At 57.4% G+C, this 18,513-nt stretch carries 13 protein-coding genes; 8 read left to right on the forward strand and 5 right to left on the reverse strand.

Features of this window, described 5'->3' with window-relative positions:
- Nucleotide 1: 1 nt before the first annotated feature.
- Entirely contained in the window at nucleotides 2-520 is a 519-nt protein-coding gene (locus ACIQT8_RS16045; protein WP_400967199.1) for a hypothetical protein, read from the reverse strand.
- A gap of 76 nt (nucleotides 521-596) precedes the next feature.
- On the opposite strand from ACIQT8_RS16045, the gene ACIQT8_RS16050 reads away from it, so the two are divergent.
- A complete protein-coding gene (locus ACIQT8_RS16050; RefSeq protein ID WP_400967007.1) occupies nucleotides 597-1,232 on the forward strand; it encodes a trimeric intracellular cation channel family protein in 636 nt (211 codons plus the stop codon).
- Between the two features lie 56 nt (nucleotides 1,233-1,288).
- On the opposite strand, the gene irrA is transcribed toward ACIQT8_RS16050, so the two are convergent.
- On the reverse strand, nucleotides 1,289-1,708 hold the full coding sequence (gene irrA, locus ACIQT8_RS16055) for an iron response transcriptional regulator IrrA (RefSeq protein ID WP_138794212.1): 420 nt from the start codon (nucleotides 1,706-1,708) through the stop codon (nucleotides 1,289-1,291).
- 305 nt (nucleotides 1,709-2,013) lie between these two features.
- Between irrA and fabA the strand changes: the two genes are divergently transcribed.
- The 5 genes from fabA to ACIQT8_RS16080 all read left to right on the forward strand — a co-directional run bounded on the left by fabA (nucleotide 2,014) and on the right by ACIQT8_RS16080 (nucleotide 6,029).
- Nucleotides 2,014-2,529 carry a 3-hydroxyacyl-[acyl-carrier-protein] dehydratase FabA gene (gene fabA, locus ACIQT8_RS16060; protein WP_138794211.1) on the forward strand — a complete coding sequence of 172 codons (516 nt, stop codon included), beginning with the start codon at nucleotides 2,014-2,016 and terminating at the stop codon, nucleotides 2,527-2,529.
- Between the two features lie 77 nt (nucleotides 2,530-2,606).
- Nucleotides 2,607-3,830 carry a beta-ketoacyl-ACP synthase I gene (fabB, locus tag ACIQT8_RS16065; RefSeq protein ID WP_400967011.1) on the forward strand — a complete coding sequence of 408 codons (1,224 nt, stop codon included), beginning with the start codon at nucleotides 2,607-2,609 and terminating at the stop codon, nucleotides 3,828-3,830.
- Nucleotides 3,831-3,836: 6 nt separating this feature from the next.
- Nucleotides 3,837-4,643, forward strand: coding sequence for an enoyl-ACP reductase FabI (fabI, locus tag ACIQT8_RS16070; protein WP_138794209.1), 807 nt, complete (start codon nucleotides 3,837-3,839; stop codon nucleotides 4,641-4,643).
- Between the two features lie 202 nt (nucleotides 4,644-4,845).
- The gene (locus tag ACIQT8_RS16075; RefSeq protein ID WP_400967014.1) at nucleotides 4,846-5,442 is read left to right on the forward strand and encodes a TadE/TadG family type IV pilus assembly protein; all 597 of its coding nucleotides are present in this window, start codon (nucleotides 4,846-4,848) and stop codon (nucleotides 5,440-5,442) included.
- On the forward strand, nucleotides 5,439-6,029 hold the full coding sequence (locus tag ACIQT8_RS16080) for a TadE/TadG family type IV pilus assembly protein (protein WP_400967017.1): 591 nt from the start codon (nucleotides 5,439-5,441) through the stop codon (nucleotides 6,027-6,029). Before ACIQT8_RS16075 ends, ACIQT8_RS16080 begins: the two co-directional genes overlap by 4 nt.
- Before the next feature lie 28 nt (nucleotides 6,030-6,057).
- Here the strand turns inward: ACIQT8_RS16080 and ACIQT8_RS16085 are convergent, their stop codons facing one another.
- The 3 genes from ACIQT8_RS16085 to ACIQT8_RS16095 form a co-directional block, all read right to left on the reverse strand.
- Entirely contained in the window at nucleotides 6,058-7,824 is a 1,767-nt protein-coding gene (locus ACIQT8_RS16085; RefSeq protein ID WP_400967020.1) for a sulfite reductase subunit alpha, read from the reverse strand.
- Complete coding sequence (locus ACIQT8_RS16090; protein ID WP_400967023.1) at nucleotides 7,821-13,325, reverse strand: glutamate synthase-related protein; 5,505 nt, start codon at nucleotides 13,323-13,325, stop codon at nucleotides 7,821-7,823. Before ACIQT8_RS16090 ends, ACIQT8_RS16085 begins: the two co-directional genes overlap by 4 nt.
- Before the next feature lie 409 nt (nucleotides 13,326-13,734).
- Nucleotides 13,735-15,060 (reverse strand): MFS transporter, encoded by a 1,326-nt coding sequence (locus ACIQT8_RS16095; RefSeq protein ID WP_400967026.1) that lies wholly within the window; start codon nucleotides 15,058-15,060, stop codon nucleotides 13,735-13,737.
- 297 nt (nucleotides 15,061-15,357) lie between these two features.
- On the opposite strand from ACIQT8_RS16095, the gene cyoA reads away from it, so the two are divergent.
- Entirely contained in the window at nucleotides 15,358-16,437 is a 1,080-nt protein-coding gene (cyoA, locus tag ACIQT8_RS16100) for a ubiquinol oxidase subunit II (protein WP_400967029.1), read from the forward strand.
- Between the two features lie 71 nt (nucleotides 16,438-16,508).
- Nucleotides 16,509-18,512, forward strand: a complete 2,004-nt coding sequence (gene cyoB, locus ACIQT8_RS16105; protein WP_138794203.1) for a cytochrome o ubiquinol oxidase subunit I — start codon at nucleotides 16,509-16,511, stop codon at nucleotides 18,510-18,512.
- The last annotated feature ends 1 nt before the right edge of the window (nucleotide 18,513 follow it).

The following is an 18,513-nucleotide window of genomic DNA, read 5'->3' on the forward strand; positions in this document are numbered from 1 at the left end:
ATTACTTCCGTGAGATGGTAACGAACTTCGTTCCCCGTACCCGGACGGTCATGAGGCAGGGCTCCTTGTCGGTACGCTCGCAATAACGCGGATGCATTTTGAGAGCGAAGACCATGTTGCCGAAGCGCTTGACGAATTCATAGTCATAGATCCGCGCTGTTGCGATCATCAGATATCCGCCCTCCTTCACCTGAACATAGAAGTTGTAGGGGCAACCATCCTCATCACAACTCTTGCCCTGTTCCCCGTCACAACCCAGCACACCGTGATTGACGACAGCATCCATCAAGCCATCATTGTTGATGTCGAGTCTTGTGACGAACCCCTCCCCGTATGTCGCTGCCTTGCAGGTCTGGTTGAAGTGGTCTTTCTCGTAAATTTCGGGATCGCTGACGAGTTGCTGCTGCGCCGACAATGTGGCCGGAAACATGAATAGAACCAGTGCGTGAAGGGCTGCGACAATGGTTTTCCGCACGGCATTTTCCTTTGCATTCGTTTCGGCTATGGATGTTGCAATCATCCGGTCGGCGACCTTAAAGAGCTGTGCTTGCGCGACACTGACGCGATGACACTTTGTTTTTCGGGGGAACCATTTCATGACACTTCTCGGTTTTCTCGATTATGCCGGGGTTGCGGTCTTTGCCGCCACGGGCGCGCTTGCGGCGTCCCGCAAACAGCTTGACCTGATCGGCTTTCTGTTCTTTGCCGCAGCGACGGGTATCGGTGGCGGAACGGTTCGCGACCTCGTACTGGGGCGAGCGCCGGTTTTCTGGGTGGTCAACCCGACTTATATCCTGGTGTGCGTATCGATCGCAGTGCTGGTGTTTTTCACCGCGCATCTGCTTGAGTCACGCTACAAGCTGCTGCTCTGGCTCGATGCCGTCGGCTTGTCCGCCTATAGCGTCATGGGTGCCGCGAAGGGGTTGGCAGCAACGGGATCGGCAACCGTCGCAATCGTCACCGGCGTTTTGACGGCAACATTCGGTGGCGTTCTTCGCGATATTCTGGCGGGGGAGCCATCGGCCCTGCTGCGTCCCGAGGTCTATGTCAGCTGCGCCCTTGCGGGATCGTCAATTTTCACAGCAGCCTATTTTCTCGGCGCCCCACTCTACCTCGCATCCGGCCTCGGCCTGTTGGTGGCCTTCGGCATTCGTTCAGGCGCCCTGATTTTCGGATGGACCTTCCCACCGTACAAAACCCGGCCCGGAAGGCGGCCGGAAGATATTCTTTAGTAAAAGCCCCACCCAAACAAAAAAGGCGCCCGAAGGCGCCGTATTGCTTGTCTTGCTTAGCCGCGTTTGCGGCGCAGACGGATAATCACGTCCACATGCGCGATTTCCATACCATCGGGCGCTTCGGGAAGATTGTCGATCTGGATGTTGTTGATGGGAATATCGAGAACCTCGTTTTCCCCTTCTACAAAAAAGTGGTGGTGATCGGACACATTGGTATCGAAATAGGTGCGCGCGCCTTCTACGGCCAGAACCCGGATGAGGCCGGCTTCGGTGAACTGGTGCAGCGTATTATAGACTGTGGCCAATGACACGGGAACGCCGGCACAGACCGCCTCATCGTGCAATTCCTCGACCGTCAGGTGGCGATCACCCTTCGCGAAGAGAAGATCGCCCAAAGCCACGCGTTGCCGCGTCGGGCGCAACCCACAGCGCCGCAGCCTCGTTCCGATGTCCAATGTCGCGTCAAATGCCATGCAATCCCATTCCAAACGTGGGGTTAAAACCCGGACAATTACACTAGCATATATCTTTTGCGCCCGTTGCTTTCAATAGTTTCAAAGCTTCGTAAGCGCGGCAAATGGCGGCAAACAGGGCATATTTGCAAATTTCCTCTGGTTCCGCCCTTACGCTTCCTGTATGCGGGCGCCATGTAAAGGCGGTCTTTAGCGACAAGTCATCAGGAACCAGAGTGGGTCGTTGCCCTTGCAGCGCTTCAATTTGAACCTAACTTGCTCTACAGAAGTCGATCAACACCAGTATACGGGGAAACGGAAACACCATGGCAACGAGGCAATCGAGCTACAACTACGAGGAAATCCTGGCGTGCGGTCGCGGCGAACTGTTCGGCCCCGGCAATGCACAGCTTCCTCTGCCTCCTATGCTGATGGTTCACCGCATTACCGAAATTTCCGAAACCGGCGGCGCATTCGACAAAGGTTACATCCGTGCTGAATACGACGTGCGCGAAGATGATTGGTATTTCCCCTGCCACTTCCAGGGAAACCCGATCATGCCCGGCTGCCTTGGCCTTGACGGCATGTGGCAGCTAACCGGCTTCTTCCTCGGCTGGTTGGGTGAAGAAGGCCGCGGCATGGCGCTTTCCACCGGTGAGGTGAAGTTCAAAGGCATGGTGCGCCCGCACACCAAGCTTCTGCAATACGGCATCGACTTCAAGCGCGTCATGCGCGGACGCCTTGTCCTCGGCACCGCTGATGGCTGGCTGAAGGCCGATGGCGAAACCATTTATCAGGCGACGGACCTTCGTGTAGGTTTGTCGAAGGAAAAGACCGCCTGAGACTGACAACGCCTGCCCCGGCACATGCCCGGGCTGCGTTCCCCGTCCAGCCGAAATCTTAAGAAAAGGTCCCTTTCATGAGACGAGTTGTTGTCACCGGCCTCGGTATTGTTTCCTCTATCGGCGGTGATGCCGCTGAAGTCACCGCATCGCTGCGCGACGCCAAATCCGGCATCTCCTTCTCCCCTGATTTTGCCGAGCACGGCTTCAAGTGCCAGGTGTGGGGCAAGCCGTCTCTCGATCCGACCGATCTGGTTGATCGCCGCGCAATGCGCTTCCTCTCCCAGGGTGGAGCGTGGAACCACGTTGCAATGAGGCAGGCGATCGCCGATTCCGGTCTGGAAGAAAGCGACATCAGCGGCAACGAGCGCACCGGTATCATCATGGGATCGGGCGGCCCGTCCACCCGTACGATCGTTGAAGCCGCCGACATTACACTGAAGAACACCAGCCCGAAGCGCATCGGCCCGTTCGCCGTTCCGAAAGCCATGTCCTCTACGGCTTCGGCAACGCTTGCGACCTGGTTCAAGATCCACGGTGTCAACTATTCGATCTCGTCGGCCTGCTCGACCTCGGCGCACTGCATCGGCAACGCTGCCGAAATGATCCAGTGGGGCAAGCAGGACATCATGTTTGCCGGCGGCCACGAAGATCTCGACTGGTCCATGTCGAACCTGTTCGACGCAATGGGCGCCATGTCCTCGAAGTACAATGACACGCCGGCGACCGCCTCGCGTGCCTATGACGCCAACCGAGACGGTTTCGTTATCGCCGGTGGCGCTGGTGTTCTCGTTCTGGAAGAGCTGGAGCATGCCAAGGCGCGTGGCGCCAAGATCTATGCTGAAATCGTTGGCTACGGCGCAACGTCTGACGGCTACGACATGGTTGCTCCGTCAGGCGAAGGCGCAATCCGCTGCATGCGCCAGGCGCTCTCCACCGTGAAGGGCGATGTCGACTACATCAATACGCACGGCACCTCCACGCCGGTCGGCGATAGCAAGGAAATCGGTGCTATCCGCGAAGTCTTCGGTGACAAGATCCCGCACATCCAGTCCACCAAGTCGCTGACGGGTCACTCGCTCGGCGCAGCGGGCGTGCAGGAATCCATCTATGGTCTCCTGATGATGCAGGAACGCTTCATCGGCGAGAGCGCGCACATTTCCGAACTCGACGCGGAATTCGCGGGCGTTCCGATCGTTCGCAGCCGCATCGACAACGCCAAGATCGACACGATCCTTTCCAACTCCTTCGGCTTCGGCGGAACCAACGCTACGCTCGTCTTCCAGCGTTATAACGGATAATTGCCCATGAATGGCATCATGCAGGGAAAACGCGGCCTCATCATGGGCGTCGCAAACAACCATTCTATTGCCTGGGGCATTTCCAAGGCTCTCGCCGCCCAAGGCGCAGAACTGGCCTTCACCTATCAGGGGGAGGCTCTCGGAAAGCGCGTCAAGCCACTCGCTGCCGAACTGGGTTCTGATTTCATCGTTCCTTGCGATGTCGAAGATATCGCTTCCGTCGACGCGCTTTTTGCGGCGATCCGCGAAAAATGGGGTTCGCTCGATTTTGTCGTTCATGCCATCGGCTTTTCCGACAAGAACGAGCTGAAGGGCCTCTACGCCGATACCACGCGCGAGAACTTCAGCCGCACGATGGTCATTTCCTGTTTCTCGTTTACGGAAATCGCCAAGCGCGCCGCTGAGCTGATGACCAATGGCGGCTCAATGCTGACGCTGACCTATAACGGTTCGCAGCGTGTCATCCCGAACTACAACGTCATGGGTGTTGCCAAGGCAGCGCTTGAAGCGTCCGTTCGTTATCTCGCAGCCGACTTCGGTCCACGCGACATTCGCGTCAACGCAATCTCGGCAGGTCCGGTTCGTACACTGGCAGGCGCGGGCATTTCCGACGCACGCGCCATCTATTCGTGGAACCAGAAAAACGCCCCGCTACGGCGGACGGCCGATATCGACGATATCGGCGGATCGGCGCTTTATCTGCTCTCTGGCCTGTCACGCGGTGTAACCGGCGAGTGCCACTATGTCGATTGCGGCTTCAACATCACGTCTACACCGACGCTCGAAGTTTTGTCGAAGGCTGACGCTGAATAACAGCACATTCTTCAAATCTAATATAGAAAAGCCCGGCCATGTGCCGGGCTTTATGCTTTTCATAACCATAGTAACAATGATGAACCCCGGTTAAACTGCAACTTTTCGAGGTAAGACAATTTAAACATCGGCTGGTTATGGTCTGTAATGAATTTGAGTAGCGCGGGTGTTTGCCGCATTTCATGAAGATCGACATCGCCCCATGCGACTGGCCCCTCTCACAGCATTGCTGAGAAAACTCCGTGTCTCGCGCGATGGAGCCGCGGCGATCGAGTTCGCGATCCTTGCGATCCCCTATTTTCTCGTTGTCTTCGCGATCATCGAAACCTTCATTGCATTGATGGCCGAACAGGTCATCGTCAATGCTACAGACACGATGTCAAGGCGCCTGCGCACCGGTCAGATCAGCAGTACCATTACCAAAGAGGATTTCCGCCAGAGTTTCTGCAAGGAAATTTCGATCATGATGACCTGTTCCGCAGACGAGATCAAACAGGAGCAGAAACTCTATATCGATCTGCGGTCGTTCGCGACATTCAAGGATATTCCGACCACCATTGCGCTCAAAGCCAATGGTCAGTATTACGATCTCGACAAAAGCCAATTCGGCTTCAAGCCAGGTGGCCCGGAAACGATCAACATGCTGCGGGTCTATTATCGCTGGCGTGTCGTGGCAGATATCATCCGCCCCTATCTGACAAAGGTCCGACCCGCCGACGGCTCGATGCCATCGCATTTCCTGATTGTGGCGACGGACGCCTACATGAATGAAAAATACATCACGAGTGGCAGCCCATGATCCGTCGCAAGGTGTCTCTCCCCACCCTGAGGAAATTTCGGCTTCCGGCAGTCTTCGCCCGATTTGCGCGAGATAGAAACGGGGTTGGTGCGGTCGAGTTCGCGATCATTTTCCCGATCCTCGTTGCCCTTTACCTTACATCCTTCGAGCTAACACTTGGCTATAGCGCCTACAAGCGCGCGAGCCATGCGACTGCGACAATCAATGATCTGGTTTCAAAGAAGAGCTCCGTCGACAAAGCCTATCTTCAAACAACGAAGGACGTCACGGCGGCAATCTTCGCGCCCTACAGCACCAGCGGACTGAAGCTCAAGATCAGCGGCATCAAGATCGACGATAAAAGCCAGGCCAAAATCGCCTGGTCCTGGGATCAGGACAACCTGGCTCCCTATGCAAAGGGATCAAGCGTTACAGTGCCGAAAGGGCTTGTGGCAGCGAACACCTTCCTGGTTCACGTCGAGTTTTCGCTGCCACACAATCTGCTGATGTTCATGTCTAGCCTTTCCTCGAGCGTCCAGGCATTTACCATCAAGCGGGAATATTTCTTCAAACAACGCGATCAGGAAATCACCTGCTCGGACTGCTGAGGCAGTTACCTGCCTCGGAACACCCCCCTCAGTAGACGTCTCGCAGATATCGTTTTTCCCGTTTCAGGCGATTGACATAGTCACCCGCGGCTTCCGCCGAGATCCCTGCCTCGCTGGCAACGATCGCATGCAGGGCATCATCGACGTCACGCGCCATGCGCGTTGCATCGCCGCAGACATAAAAATGCCCACCCTCTTCCAGCCATTGATAGAGCGCCTTGCCATTTTCCTTCATGCGGGTCTGGACGTAGATCTTTTCCGCCTGGTCGCGGGAAAATGCGAGATCAAGGCGTGTCAGCACGCCCGCCCTGCTCATGTCACCGAGTTCGTCTTCATAGATGAAATCCGCCTGGCGGTGCTGGTCGCCGAAGAACAGCCAGTTGCGGCCCTTCGCGCCGCGTGCCTGGCGCTCCTGAAGGAAAGCGCGGAAAGGCGCAATTCCGGTGCCGGGACCAATCATGATCATCGGCGCATCGTCGTTTTGTGGAACGCGAAATGCCTTGTTCTGCGACACGAAAATACCGGCGTTCTGGTCGGCTGCCACACGATCCGCCAGATAGGTTGAGCAGACACCACCGCGATCACGCCCCTCGGCGCGATAGCGCACGCTTGCGACGGTCAGATGAACGCTGTTTCCAGCCATCAAGGGACTCGACGATATGGAATAGGCTCTGTGCTGCAGTGGCTTCAGAAGCTTTATAAACTCCTCCACTTCGAAAAGCTGCTTGTCGCCAAGCGAGATCAGATCAAGAATATCCTTACTCCAGAGAAACGCCGCAAGTTGCTCGCGATCACCATTCAGAAGGATATGACTCAGTTCCTCGTGGCCTGAACGTTTCGCAACCTCCGTGACGAAATCACGGGAAGGCGTCGAGATTTCGAGCGTCTTGAGAAGAAGGTCTCCAACCGGCTGGTCAAATCCAGCAACAACGGTATCGGCTGTGGCGCCAAGCTTTTCTACCAAAGCTTCGACCAGCTTCGGATTGTTGACGGGCACCACACCCAGCGCATCACCCGCCTCGTACTGAAGTCCGCTCTCACCCAGATCAAATTCGTAGTGGCGAATTTCCTTGGACGAAGACGTGCCGGAGAGATTGCGGTTGACACTCAGACGTGCCGAATAGGGGTTCTTGCGATTCCAGCCCTGTTTTGCCTTTTCAGGCGCGTCCGCTGCTGGTTCCACGGCAACGGAGACTGCACCACCTTCAATGGCAACGGCCAGTGGCAGAGTTTCGCCTATCCAGCTTGCAGCCGCATCCTCGAAATCGATATCGCAATCAAGGCGGGTCTGCATGCGCTTGCCGCCCAATTGTTCCAGCCGTGTGTCGATGAGCTTGCCCGCCTGGCAGAAGCCATCGTAGCCAGTATCGCCGAGGGCCAGAACCGCGAAGTTCATGCCTTCCAGACGCGGTGCAGCCTCGGCCGACAGCGCATCCCAGAAAAGTTGCGCATTGTCCGGCATCTCGCCTTCACCATAGGTGGAGGTTACGACGATGACCCGCTTCATGGTCGCGAGGGTCTCCATCGTCACATCGTCGAGACCGGCGACCACAGGCTGCATGCCCTGTTTCCGCGCCGCTGCAGCAATATCCATCGCCAGCGCTTCGGCATTGCCGGTTTGTGTCCCGAACAGGACGTTCAGAACAGCTTGAGCAGCCTTTGGAGCAGCGGCGGAAACCGCGGCGTCCCCACTCAACGCAGTGCGCGAATGCAGACCGGCCAGAAAGCCGGCAAGCCATGCGCGCTGATCGCCATTGAACGGGGCATCTTCGGGGATATAGGGTATTTTCATCACGCTGCCCTGTTCTGGCTGGATGCGGTTGCAAGGTCGGGAATGGCACGGGCAGCGAAGAGTTCTTCGTAGCCTGGCAGGCGCCCGATCTTTTCGATGTTTTTCCTGTTCTGCTGAATGATCCAGCCGTAGGTGCCGGGGCTATCCACGGACCAGATATTCCGGCGTGCTAAGGCCTGCTTGTAATCGTCCAGTCGCTTGGCAGCGATCATCACGGCAAGCTGCTCATCGGTGTGATCCGAAAGAGCGTCTCGGGCATACTTCAACAACCGCTGCATCAGCGCGTAGTCTTCGGTAAGGATCAGATTGCGTACAGCCTTCACAATCGCAGGATCAGACGGGCCGCTGGCCATCGGTACACGCTGCATGGCAATGGCCTGCGCCATGCTCAACACCGTGTAGTTGTTGAGAAGCGCAAACATGTCTTCCGTGTCGGTTTCGCCATAACCCGGAACAGTCCCGTTCAGGACTGCCTTGCGATCACGGTAGGCCAGCTTGAACTTGCGCACCTGATGAGCAGCGAGCGCCGTCGCCAACTCTTCCAGCAATTCCTTGCGTGGCTTTGCTTTCAGGATTTCGTCGCTGTCCTGATAAAGAAGAAGCGCACGAGGCATGCCATATACGAAATTGTGCTTTTCGCTTTCCCAGTTTTCCAGCAACCATGCTGCCTTGGCAGAACCGGTTTCCGCCACATGCCAGGTCAAAAGGCGGTAGACAGCCTGATGATGGATGGCAGCCTGTTCGTCATCACCGGTGATCGATCCCAGCAGAATGGAATCGTGGCTGACCTTCTTTGGAAGATCACCATAGGGGTCGTACTGATAGACGAAACCACCGCTCATGCCGTTGCCGAAACCCTTGCCGAAACTTCCAAGGTTCAGCACCGCGCCATTGGTCATGTATTCGCAGGCAAAATCGCCCACGCCCTCAACAACGGCCGTTGCGCCCGAGTTACGAACAGCAAAGCGGTCACCCGCCTGCCCTTCGACAAAGGTGCGGCCGCCGGTCGCGCCGAAGAGCGCAAAATTGCCGACCAGCACGTTGCCGCCTGCCTCTTCAGACCCGCCGCCCGGTGAGCGCACCACAATGGTTCCGCCGCAAGCGCTCTTGCCCACGCCGTCATTGCAGGTGCCGGTGTGCACCATCACCATGCCGTCATTGCAGAATGCGCCGAACGACTGACCGGCAGACCCCGATGTGTCGATCCGAACCGAACCGGCCTCAAGGAAGCGACGACCGCGCTCGTCCTGGCGGACAGAAGGCAAACCAGCGACCTGCTCTTCCGTCAGTTCATGGTTGAGCAGCCGTTCGATATCGATGGCAAGCTGGCCACCGACGCTCTTGTTGCAGTTGTTGAGGAAACGGTTGCCACCAAGCTCGATGGTTTCGCGCTTGCTGTCGATCAGCGCAGAGCGCACCAATTCGACAAACGCGTCATCGAGCGCAAAGTCCTTTTCCATGTAGACCGGCTCGTCGATCATCACCTCATCGACCACAGTCAGCATCGCGCGCAGATCGAGCTGCCCGACGCTGGCGGGGTGATCGAGAAGGTGCAAGAGATCCGAACGGCCACGGGCTTCCCGCAGCGACGGCAGGCCAAGTGCCGAAAGAATCTCGCGTGTTTCATGGGCAATGTTCATCAGATATTGCGCCAGAGCACGCGGGTCGCCGTTAAAAGCTTCCTGGTTTGTGGTCAGTCCTGCCGGGCACTTGATGTTGCAGTTCTTGGCCATGACGCATTTCAGCATCATCAGCGCTGTGGTGCCGAACTCGAAGCTGTCACCACCGAGCAGAGCCGACTTCACCACATCGCTTGCCGTCTGATGCGCGCCGGAGCAACGCAGCAGGACCTTGGCGCGCAGACCGTTGGCGCAAAGAGCCTGATGGACTTCGGCAATGCCGATTTCCGCAGCGCGGCCCGTATATTTGAGGCTGGTCACGGCTGCAGCGCCCGTACCACCGGTGTTACCCGCGACGTTGATGACATCAGCGCCAGCCTTCGCCACACCCACCGCAATCGTGCCGATACCTTCCGAGGATACTAGCTTGACGATGACGCGAACACGCGCCGCCTTGGCATCGTGAATGAGTTGAGCCAGGTCCTCGATCGAATAGGTGTCGTGGTGCGGCGGTGGCGACACCAGCTCGACCCCCGGCGTGCCGCCACGTGCAGCAGCGATCTCCACCGTCACCTTGGGCGATGGCAACTGGCCGCCCTCACCCGGCTTGGCGCCCTGGCCGATCTTGATTTCGATCTCTTCCAGCATCGGATCGGCAAGATAGCCGGCCCAGACACCAAAGCGGCCAGAGGCAAACTGCTTGATGCGCGAGGCACGAATGGTGCCATAGCGGGAGATGTGCTCGCCGCCCTCACCCGAGTTTGACATGCCGCCGACCATATTGGTGCCGTGCGCCACTGCCTCGTGTGCGGCAGCGACCAGCGCACCATGACTCATGGCGCCCGAAGCGAGTGTCGCCGTGATCTCGCTTGCCTTCTGCACGGAACCAAGCGGAATGCTGTCCGGCGCAGTGCGGATGAGCGACAGGTAGGCGAGCGCCTCACCCTTTGCCTGTACGGCAAGGGCACCGCTTTCCAGCCAATGACCGGAAATGTCCTGGCCGAAACGGTCAACCAGCGACTGTCCGAGAGCGGCAAGCCGCGCCAGATTATGACCCTGTGTACCGGTCAGTTGCAGACGGAACGTATCGTCATTGATACGATCGGACAGCAGGCCCCGGACCATGAAACTATTATTGCCACGCCGCGAGAACCGCCCCATTTCACGACGAAACTCCTCGGCCGAACCTGCGAAGGTCACATCGGCTGGCAACTCCAGAACGTCGCGCAAGGCGGCAGGGCGGCGTGCTCTTTCTTCCATCATCATGCGGGCGAAAGCACGGTATCCGGGTGTGACCTCGAATTTGTCGATCGCCTCAGGAGTCAGCCGGTCGAAGCTGTTGTGGTAGTAGGCAGCGTCGTTCAGGCCAAAGGCATCTTCCAGCCGGTTGAGTGGCAGAAGACGCAGCATGTCTTCATTGTCGGTTCCGTTGTCGAAACCGATCTTTTCTTCCGTCATGTCAACGAAACCACGAACGGCAGTGGTGCCGTATGAGTGACCCGCACCTTCGGCACGCTCCTTGAAGAGACCGAGCAGCGGGATATCGTTTTCACTCTTCACCGTCAGCGCCTTCTTGTGCCAGTCGGCAACGGCCTGTGCGATAACAGCGAAATTAACACCGCCAACAGGCGTCTTGACGTTGGGGAAATAGCGCTTCAGCACCGGGTCTTCGGTATCCAGGAAGTTTGGCTCGAAGAATTCGCCACCGATGTAACTTTCCGCCGTGCAAAGTCCGACCTTGCCCATTGTTTTCATCAGAGACTTTTCCGCCGCCTTGGCGAAACGCTTGAACGCCTTGTCGGCCTCCCCGCCAAACTTTTCCTCGGCGCGGAACTGGACGCCGAGCGGATAGACGGCGGAAGCACCGAAACCGAGGGCGGCGGCGATGTGATGCGATGACGAAAACTGACCGCTCTCGACAATCAGCGAGACGCGTAGACGCAAACCTTCCTCGATCAGCTTCTGATTGATGGCCGAAACGACCATGATCATTGGCAGGGCCGCACGGTCCGCCGCTACATGGCGGTCAGTCACGACAGCGATACCACCTTCTGCTGCAGCAAAACCTGCAATCTCGTTGCAGAGACTGTCAATCGCCTGCTTCAGCGCGGCTTCGTTCGCCCGCGCTTCCGTGAAGACCGGCGTATAGAGCATTTCGAAACGCCGAACCGGCGTTTCTTCCTGTTCACGAATACGCAGCATGTCGAGGTGCGTCAGGATCGGAGAACGGACGACGATCTGGCGTGCTGTCTTTGCACCGCTGTTCGGCTTGGCGCCCAGCGCGACGCGCAGTGTCATGCCATCCGCCTCACGGATGCTGTCGAGCGGTGGATTGGTCACCTGCGCGAAGCGTTGCGAGAAATACTTGGCGACGCCACCCTCCTGATCGGACAGCGCATTGATGGCGTTGCCATAGCCCATCGCGGAAATCTTTTCAGCGCCGGAAGCCAGCATCGGGTCCATCAGGAACTTGAAGCTTTCCTGATTGTGGGAATAGGCGACGTAACGCTGGTGGCGCTCCAGATCACCATTATAACGCAGCGGCGAACCCTGCTTTTCTGCGGGAACTTCCGGCAATTCCTCGAGCATCACACGCGCCTGCCGCAGCAAGGACGTGTAGTCCCGACGAGAGGCCAGCATCTCGAGCGCTTCCACCGTCGACCAGGCACGACCCTCGGCATGATCATAATAGAGCATGCCGCCCGCCTCGATACGGCCACGACGGATAACGCTTTCCGCAGGGAACGCGATCTGACCTGCTTCCGACATCACACAGAGGTAATCTTCCGTCTCCACCGTACGGAGCGGCCGCAAACCAAGACGGTCAAGGCGGGCGCCGATGATGGTGCCATCACCAAAGATCAGTGCTGCTGGACCATCGTTCTTTTCTTCATAAAGCGAGAAATACTCCAGCATCGCTTTGACGGTGGATGACAGGGTCTCGTCGTTCTCCCAGGCTGGTGGCATCATCGAGACAACAGCCGTCACGAGATCGAGGCCATCTTCCATGACGCGGGCCTGCAAGGTCTGGTCAAGTCGGCAGCTATCAGACTGGCCTTTCGGCCGAATGATGCTGGCATTGCGCGCCAGAGCGACTGCCGCTTCCGAAAGCCGGTTCTTCTTGTCGGTGTTCAGCTCACCGTTGTGCGCCATCAACCGGAATGGCTGAGCCATGGAAGGGTGTGGGTCGGTGTTGGTAGAGAAGCGCGTATGGAAATACATCGTATGCACTTCGTGGCGCGGGTCCACAAGGTCACAGAAATAGGGCATGACCTCATTTGAGTTGAGGCGCCCCTTGAAAACCTGCGTGCGAGCGCTCAGCGACAGCGGGTAAAAACCTGCCAGCTCCGGCACCGTGTAGGCAACCGCTTCGATCGCCAGCAACGCCTTGTGGATGCGCCAATCGAACTCGCCGAGGCTTTTACAGTCTGCCGGCGCCGAAAACACCCATTGGCGGATAGGCAATTGATAACGCACTGCGGCGGGGCGGATCGCCGAATTGTCGACGGGAACATCGCGGACCAGCAACACGGAAAAACCCTGTTCGGCCAATGCGTCACCGATGATGCCGATGGCACGCTCATGAAATGCCGGGTTTTGCGGCAGGAAGAAGTTGCCGACACCAAAGCGACCTGCAGCAAGCGTCTGATTGCCCGTCAGCTTCCGAAAGAAGGAAAGAGACAGATCCACCGAGATGCCGGCGCCGTCCCCCACACCTTCCGCCGACATGCCGCCGCGATGCGGCACCGCACAGAGCGCTTCATGACCACGCTTGAGGACGTCATGCGTTTGAACTGCATCCTTGCGCGTAATGAAACCAACGCCACAGCTGCTTTTTTCAAAAGCTGCATCGTAAAGGCCGGTGCTCTGCTCAGTCGTTGTCACGGACGTCTCCTCTCGTTGCGCATTCCTCTGCGTCGTCGCCCTTTTCCCCAAAAGCGCGGCTGACACAGCCATCCACTCTGCGGGCGGAGCCGCAGGCGACCTGGCTGCTCCTCTTGGTTTTCTGCTTAGCGGCGTTTGATAATGCGAACGGTCACAATGCGAGCGCCAATCAGCGCGGCGGCCGATGCCGCTTTGTCGCAAATAATCGTTTTCGTCGTTCGCATCGCCATTCCTGATGACTATTTAACGGCGTCAAGGCGCCAAATTACGTCAGTATTACTTACATAATATTTCATGATGCATGTAGTCAAGATTAAAATGACCATGGCGCAATAAAAAAACAAAAACGCCGCGAAATCCGACAGGATTCCACGGCGCTTGCGCTGAAGATATTTTTAAATTGCCCTGACTACTCCGATGGCATGTCCAGGGTGCGGCTGAAAAGCAGCGCCACGAGGGTACAGATCGCGCCTGACAGCAAGTAAAGCCCCACTGCAAAGAGACCGAATTTGGACGAAAATCCCAGCGCGACGAGTGGCGCGAAGCCGGCGCCGATGAGCCAGGAAATATCGGAGGTCAGAGATGCGCCCGTATAGCGGTATTCACGGCTGAACCGGGATGCCAGAGCCCCGCCTGCCTGGCCGAACGAAAGACCGAGAAGCGAGAAACCGATCAGTACGAAGAGATACCGGCCGATATCACCTGCGCCAAGCAATACTGGCGCAATAAAGCTGAAGATACCGATCAGCACCGCCGCGATACCCAAAAGCTTGCGGCGACCGATGCGATCCGCGAGGACACCCGACAGCACAATCATGCCGCCACCAATAATGGCGCTGACGAATTGCACAAACAGGAAGTCCGACAGTCGCTGATTTGTGTTGAGCGTCACCCAGCTAATCGGAAAAACCGTGACTAGGTGGAACAGTGCGAAGCTTGCCAGCGGCACGAAAGCGCCGGTGAAAACGACGCGTGACTGGTTGCGCAACATTTCGAACATCGGCTTCGGTTCAAGTTCATGCTGCTCGAGCATGGCCTGGAATTCAGGTGTAACAATCATGCGAAGACGCGCAAACAGCGCCAATACATTGAGTGCAAGCGCCACAAAGAACGGGAAACGCCAGCCCCAGGCCAGGAATTCCGGGGTGGAAAGCTGCGTCACGAAGATGATGAAGAATGCGCTGGCGAGGCCGAAGCCCATGGCCGCACCAATCTGCGGCATCATTGCGTACCAGCCGCGCTGCTTGGCCGGCGCATTCATTGCCAGCAACGATACCAGCCCGTCCCACGCACCACCAAGACCGAGACCCTGACCGAAACGGAAGACTGCCAGCAAGACGGGCGCTATGATGCCCGCTTCCGCGAAAGAGGGAAGGAAGCTGATCGCCATGGTGGAACCACAGAGCGTGAACAGCGCGGCCGTCAACTTGACGGCACGGCCAAACTTTCGATCGATCTGCAGGAAAACGAGGGAGCCGATCGGCCTTGCGATAAAGGCCAGTGAAAAGACCGCGAAGGAATAGAGGGTTGCCGTCAGCGGGTCCGCAAAAGAGAAAAACACGTACGGAATGACGAGTGCAGATGCGAGAGCATAAACGAAGAAGTCGAAGAACTCGGTCATCCGCGCCAGAATGACTGCGATTGTGATGCGATCCGGATCAACGGCAACGGGCGCTGTCTGTCCGTGTGATCCATTCGGCCCATTATAGGATGAGGCCGTATCGATATAACTCATGATATTCCCTCCTGCGTATCGCGAACTATGTCGGTAACGCCAACGGCTCCTCTTCCGTTCACGTTACGTGCGACGGATTGTCACACAGGGGTTGAAGGCCGTCAAACAGAATCCCCCAAGAGGGCTTGCCCCAATAGGGCTCTATGCGATAATCCCCCCGACATCCGCGTCCGAAAGGGTTCCATGCTTTTCTTGCTGCGCCGCGAAAAATCGCTGCGCCGCGACAAAATTACGCATTTATTAAATGACGTTTGGCAACTAACCCCGACACACAATGAAATAATCGAGTTTAAGAACGTGCGCACGATCAAGAAATTCTCCTCGGCCCTTGGGGGCCTGTCGTCGCTGCTGCTGCTCAGCGGCTGTAACCTCGTCGTGATGAACCCTTCGGGGGATGTCGCCCGCCAGCAGGCCGACCTCATCATCACGTCCACCGTTCTGATGTTGCTGATCATCGTTCCGGTTCTGGCACTGACGCTGTTTTTCGCGTGGAAATACCGCGAGTCAGCCAAGTCCACGGATTACGATCCTGAGTGGCATCATTCGACACGTCTGGAAATGATCATCTGGTCTGCCCCTGTCGCCATCATTCTGATGCTCGGCACCGTGACCTGGATCGCGACCCACCGTCTCGACCCTTATCGCCCGATCGACCGCATCGACGAAAACCGTCAGGTCACGGCGGAGGTCAAGCCGATCACTGTTGAAGTGGTGGCAATGGACTGGAAGTGGCTGTTCTTCTATCCGGAACTCGGCATCGGCAGCGTCAACGAGTTCGCAGCCCCTGTCGATGTGCCGATCAACTTCAAGATTACCGGCACAACGGCGATGAACTCGTTCTTCGTTCCGGCTCTGGCTGGCCAGATCTACGCCATGGGCGGCATGCAGACCAAGCTGCACGCAGTGATCAACAAGGAAGGCGTTTATGACGGCTTTTCTGCCAACTTCTCCGGCCCGGGCTTCTCGCACATGCGCTTCAAGTTCCATGGTCTGAGCCAGCAGGGCTTCGACCAGTGGGTCGCCAAGATCAAGGATGGCGGCAAGCCATTCGGCCGCATGGAGTATCTGGACTTCGCCAAGCCTTCCGAGCGCGAGCCTGTGCAGTACTTCGCCAATGTCGATCCGGAACTTTACGACGCAATCCTCAACCGCTGCGTCGAACCGAACAAGCTCTGCATGCGCGACATGATGCACATCGACGCCAATGGCGGCGGTGGCAAGGAAGGCATCGATATCGCCAAGGCACTGAATTCCGTGGTCTGCACCCCGCTGTCGCCTTACGGCGTGGCGAGTGGCCCACAATCCACTCCGGCTGTCATCTCGGGTCAGACTTTCGAACCCGCTGCACTGCCGGAAACGAAACAAGTCGCTGGCTGACGAAACGTCCCGGCTTTCTGCGGCGCGGCTTGTCCGCGCCGAATTTACGTTTTTGAATCCAAGAGGCTAAAATGGTCGTCAACTCCGATCAAACGTCGTTCCTATTCGGGCGGCTAACCTGGGAGTCCATCCCGCTTCACGAGCCCATCCTGATCGTCACATTTGCGGCAGTGGTGCTGGGCGGTCTTGCCGTCGTTGGCGCCCTTACCTACTTCCGCCTGTGGGGCTATCTCTGGAAGGAATGGTTCACGAGCATCGATCACAAGAAGATCGGTATCATGTACATCATTCTGGCTCTGATCATGCTGCTGCGCGGCTTTGCCGACGCGCTCATGATGCGTCTCCAGCAGGCAATTGCCTCTGGCGGATCGGAAGGCTATCTGCCGCCTCACCACTACGACCAGATTTTCACCGCTCACGGCGTGATCATGATCTTCTTCATGGCAATGCCGATGATCACGGGTCTGATGAACTACGTCATTCCGCTCCAGATCGGTGCACGTGACGTTTCCTTCCCGTTCCTCAACAACTTCTCATTCTGGATGACGACGGCCGGCGCGGTGATCACCATGATCTCGCTGTTCATCGGTGAATACGCCCAGACCGGCTGGCTGGCCTACCCGCCGCTTTCCGGCATTCAGGGAAGTCCGAGTGTTGGCATGGACTATTACATCTGGGGTCTGCAGATCGCCGGTGTGGGAACGACGCTATCGGGTATCAACCTGATCGTGACGATCATCAAGATGCGCGCTCCCGGCATGACCATGATGCGCCTGCCGATCTTCGTCTGGACGTCGCTGTGTTCGAACATCCTGATCGTGGCATCGTTCCCGATCCTGACCGGTACACTCGCCCTGCTCACGCTTGACCGTTACGTTGGTACGAACTTCTTCACCAACGATCTCGGCGGCAACCCGATGATGTACGTCAACCTCATCTGGATCTGGGGTCACCCGGAAGTTTACATCCTGGTTCTGCCTGCTTTCGGTATCTTCTCGGAAATCGTATCGACCTTCTCGCAGAAGCGTCTGTTCGGTTATGCCTCGATGGTTTACGCGACGGTGGTCATCACCATTCTCGCCTACGTCGTCTGGCTGCACCACTTCTTCACGATGGGTTCGGGTGCAAGCGTCAACGCCTTCTTCGGCATCACGACGATGATCATCTCGATCCCGACCGGTGCGAAGATCTTCAACTGGCTGTTCACGATGTACAAGGGCCGCATCAAGTTTGATGTCCCCATGCTGTGGGCCGTCGGCTTCATGATCACCTTCGTCATCGGCGGTATGACCGGCGTTCTGCTGGCTGTTCCCCCGGCTGACTTCGTGCTGCACAACTCGCTGTTCCTCATCGCCCACTTCCACAACACCATCATCGGCGGCGTGGTCTTCGGCGTGCTGGCCGGCATCGTCTACTGGTTCCCCAAGGCCTTCGGTTATCGCCTTGACCCGTTCTGGGGCAAGCTGTCCTTCTGGTTCTGGTTTGTCGGTTTCTACTTCGCCTTCATGCCGCTCTACGTACTCGGCCTGATGGGTGTTACCCGCCGCCTCAGCCAGTTCGAAGACACGTCGCTGCAGATTTGGTTCGTAATCGCTGCCTTCGGCGCGGGCCTCATCGCACTCGGTATTGCCAGCTTCGTCATCCAACTCATCGTCAGCTTCCTGAAGCGCGAGCAGCTGCGCGACGTCACCGGCGATCCTTACGACGGCCGCACGCTGGAATGGTCGACCTCTTCTCCGCCGCCTGCCTACAACTTCGCCTTCACGCCGGTCGTGCATGACGTCGATGCCTGGGCAGACATGAAGAAGCGCGGTGCAGAGCGTCCGCTGGAAGGTTTCATCCCCATCCACATGCCGAAGAACACCGGTGCGGGCGTCATCATCAGCGCCATCAACGTCGCGCTTGGCTTCGCTCTGGTCTGGCACATCTGGTGGCTGGCTGCATTGAGCCTGCTTGCTATCATCGCGGTCTCGATCGCCCACACCTTCAACTACAATCGCGACTATTACATTCCGGCATCGGATGTAACGGAAGTCGAAGCAGAACGTACGAAGCTGCTTGCAAATCAGGCGTAAC

The sequence above is a fragment of the Agrobacterium sp. NPDC090273 genome (genome assembly GCF_044772305.1).
In the GTDB taxonomy this organism is placed as follows: Bacteria; Pseudomonadota; Alphaproteobacteria; order Rhizobiales; family Rhizobiaceae; genus Agrobacterium.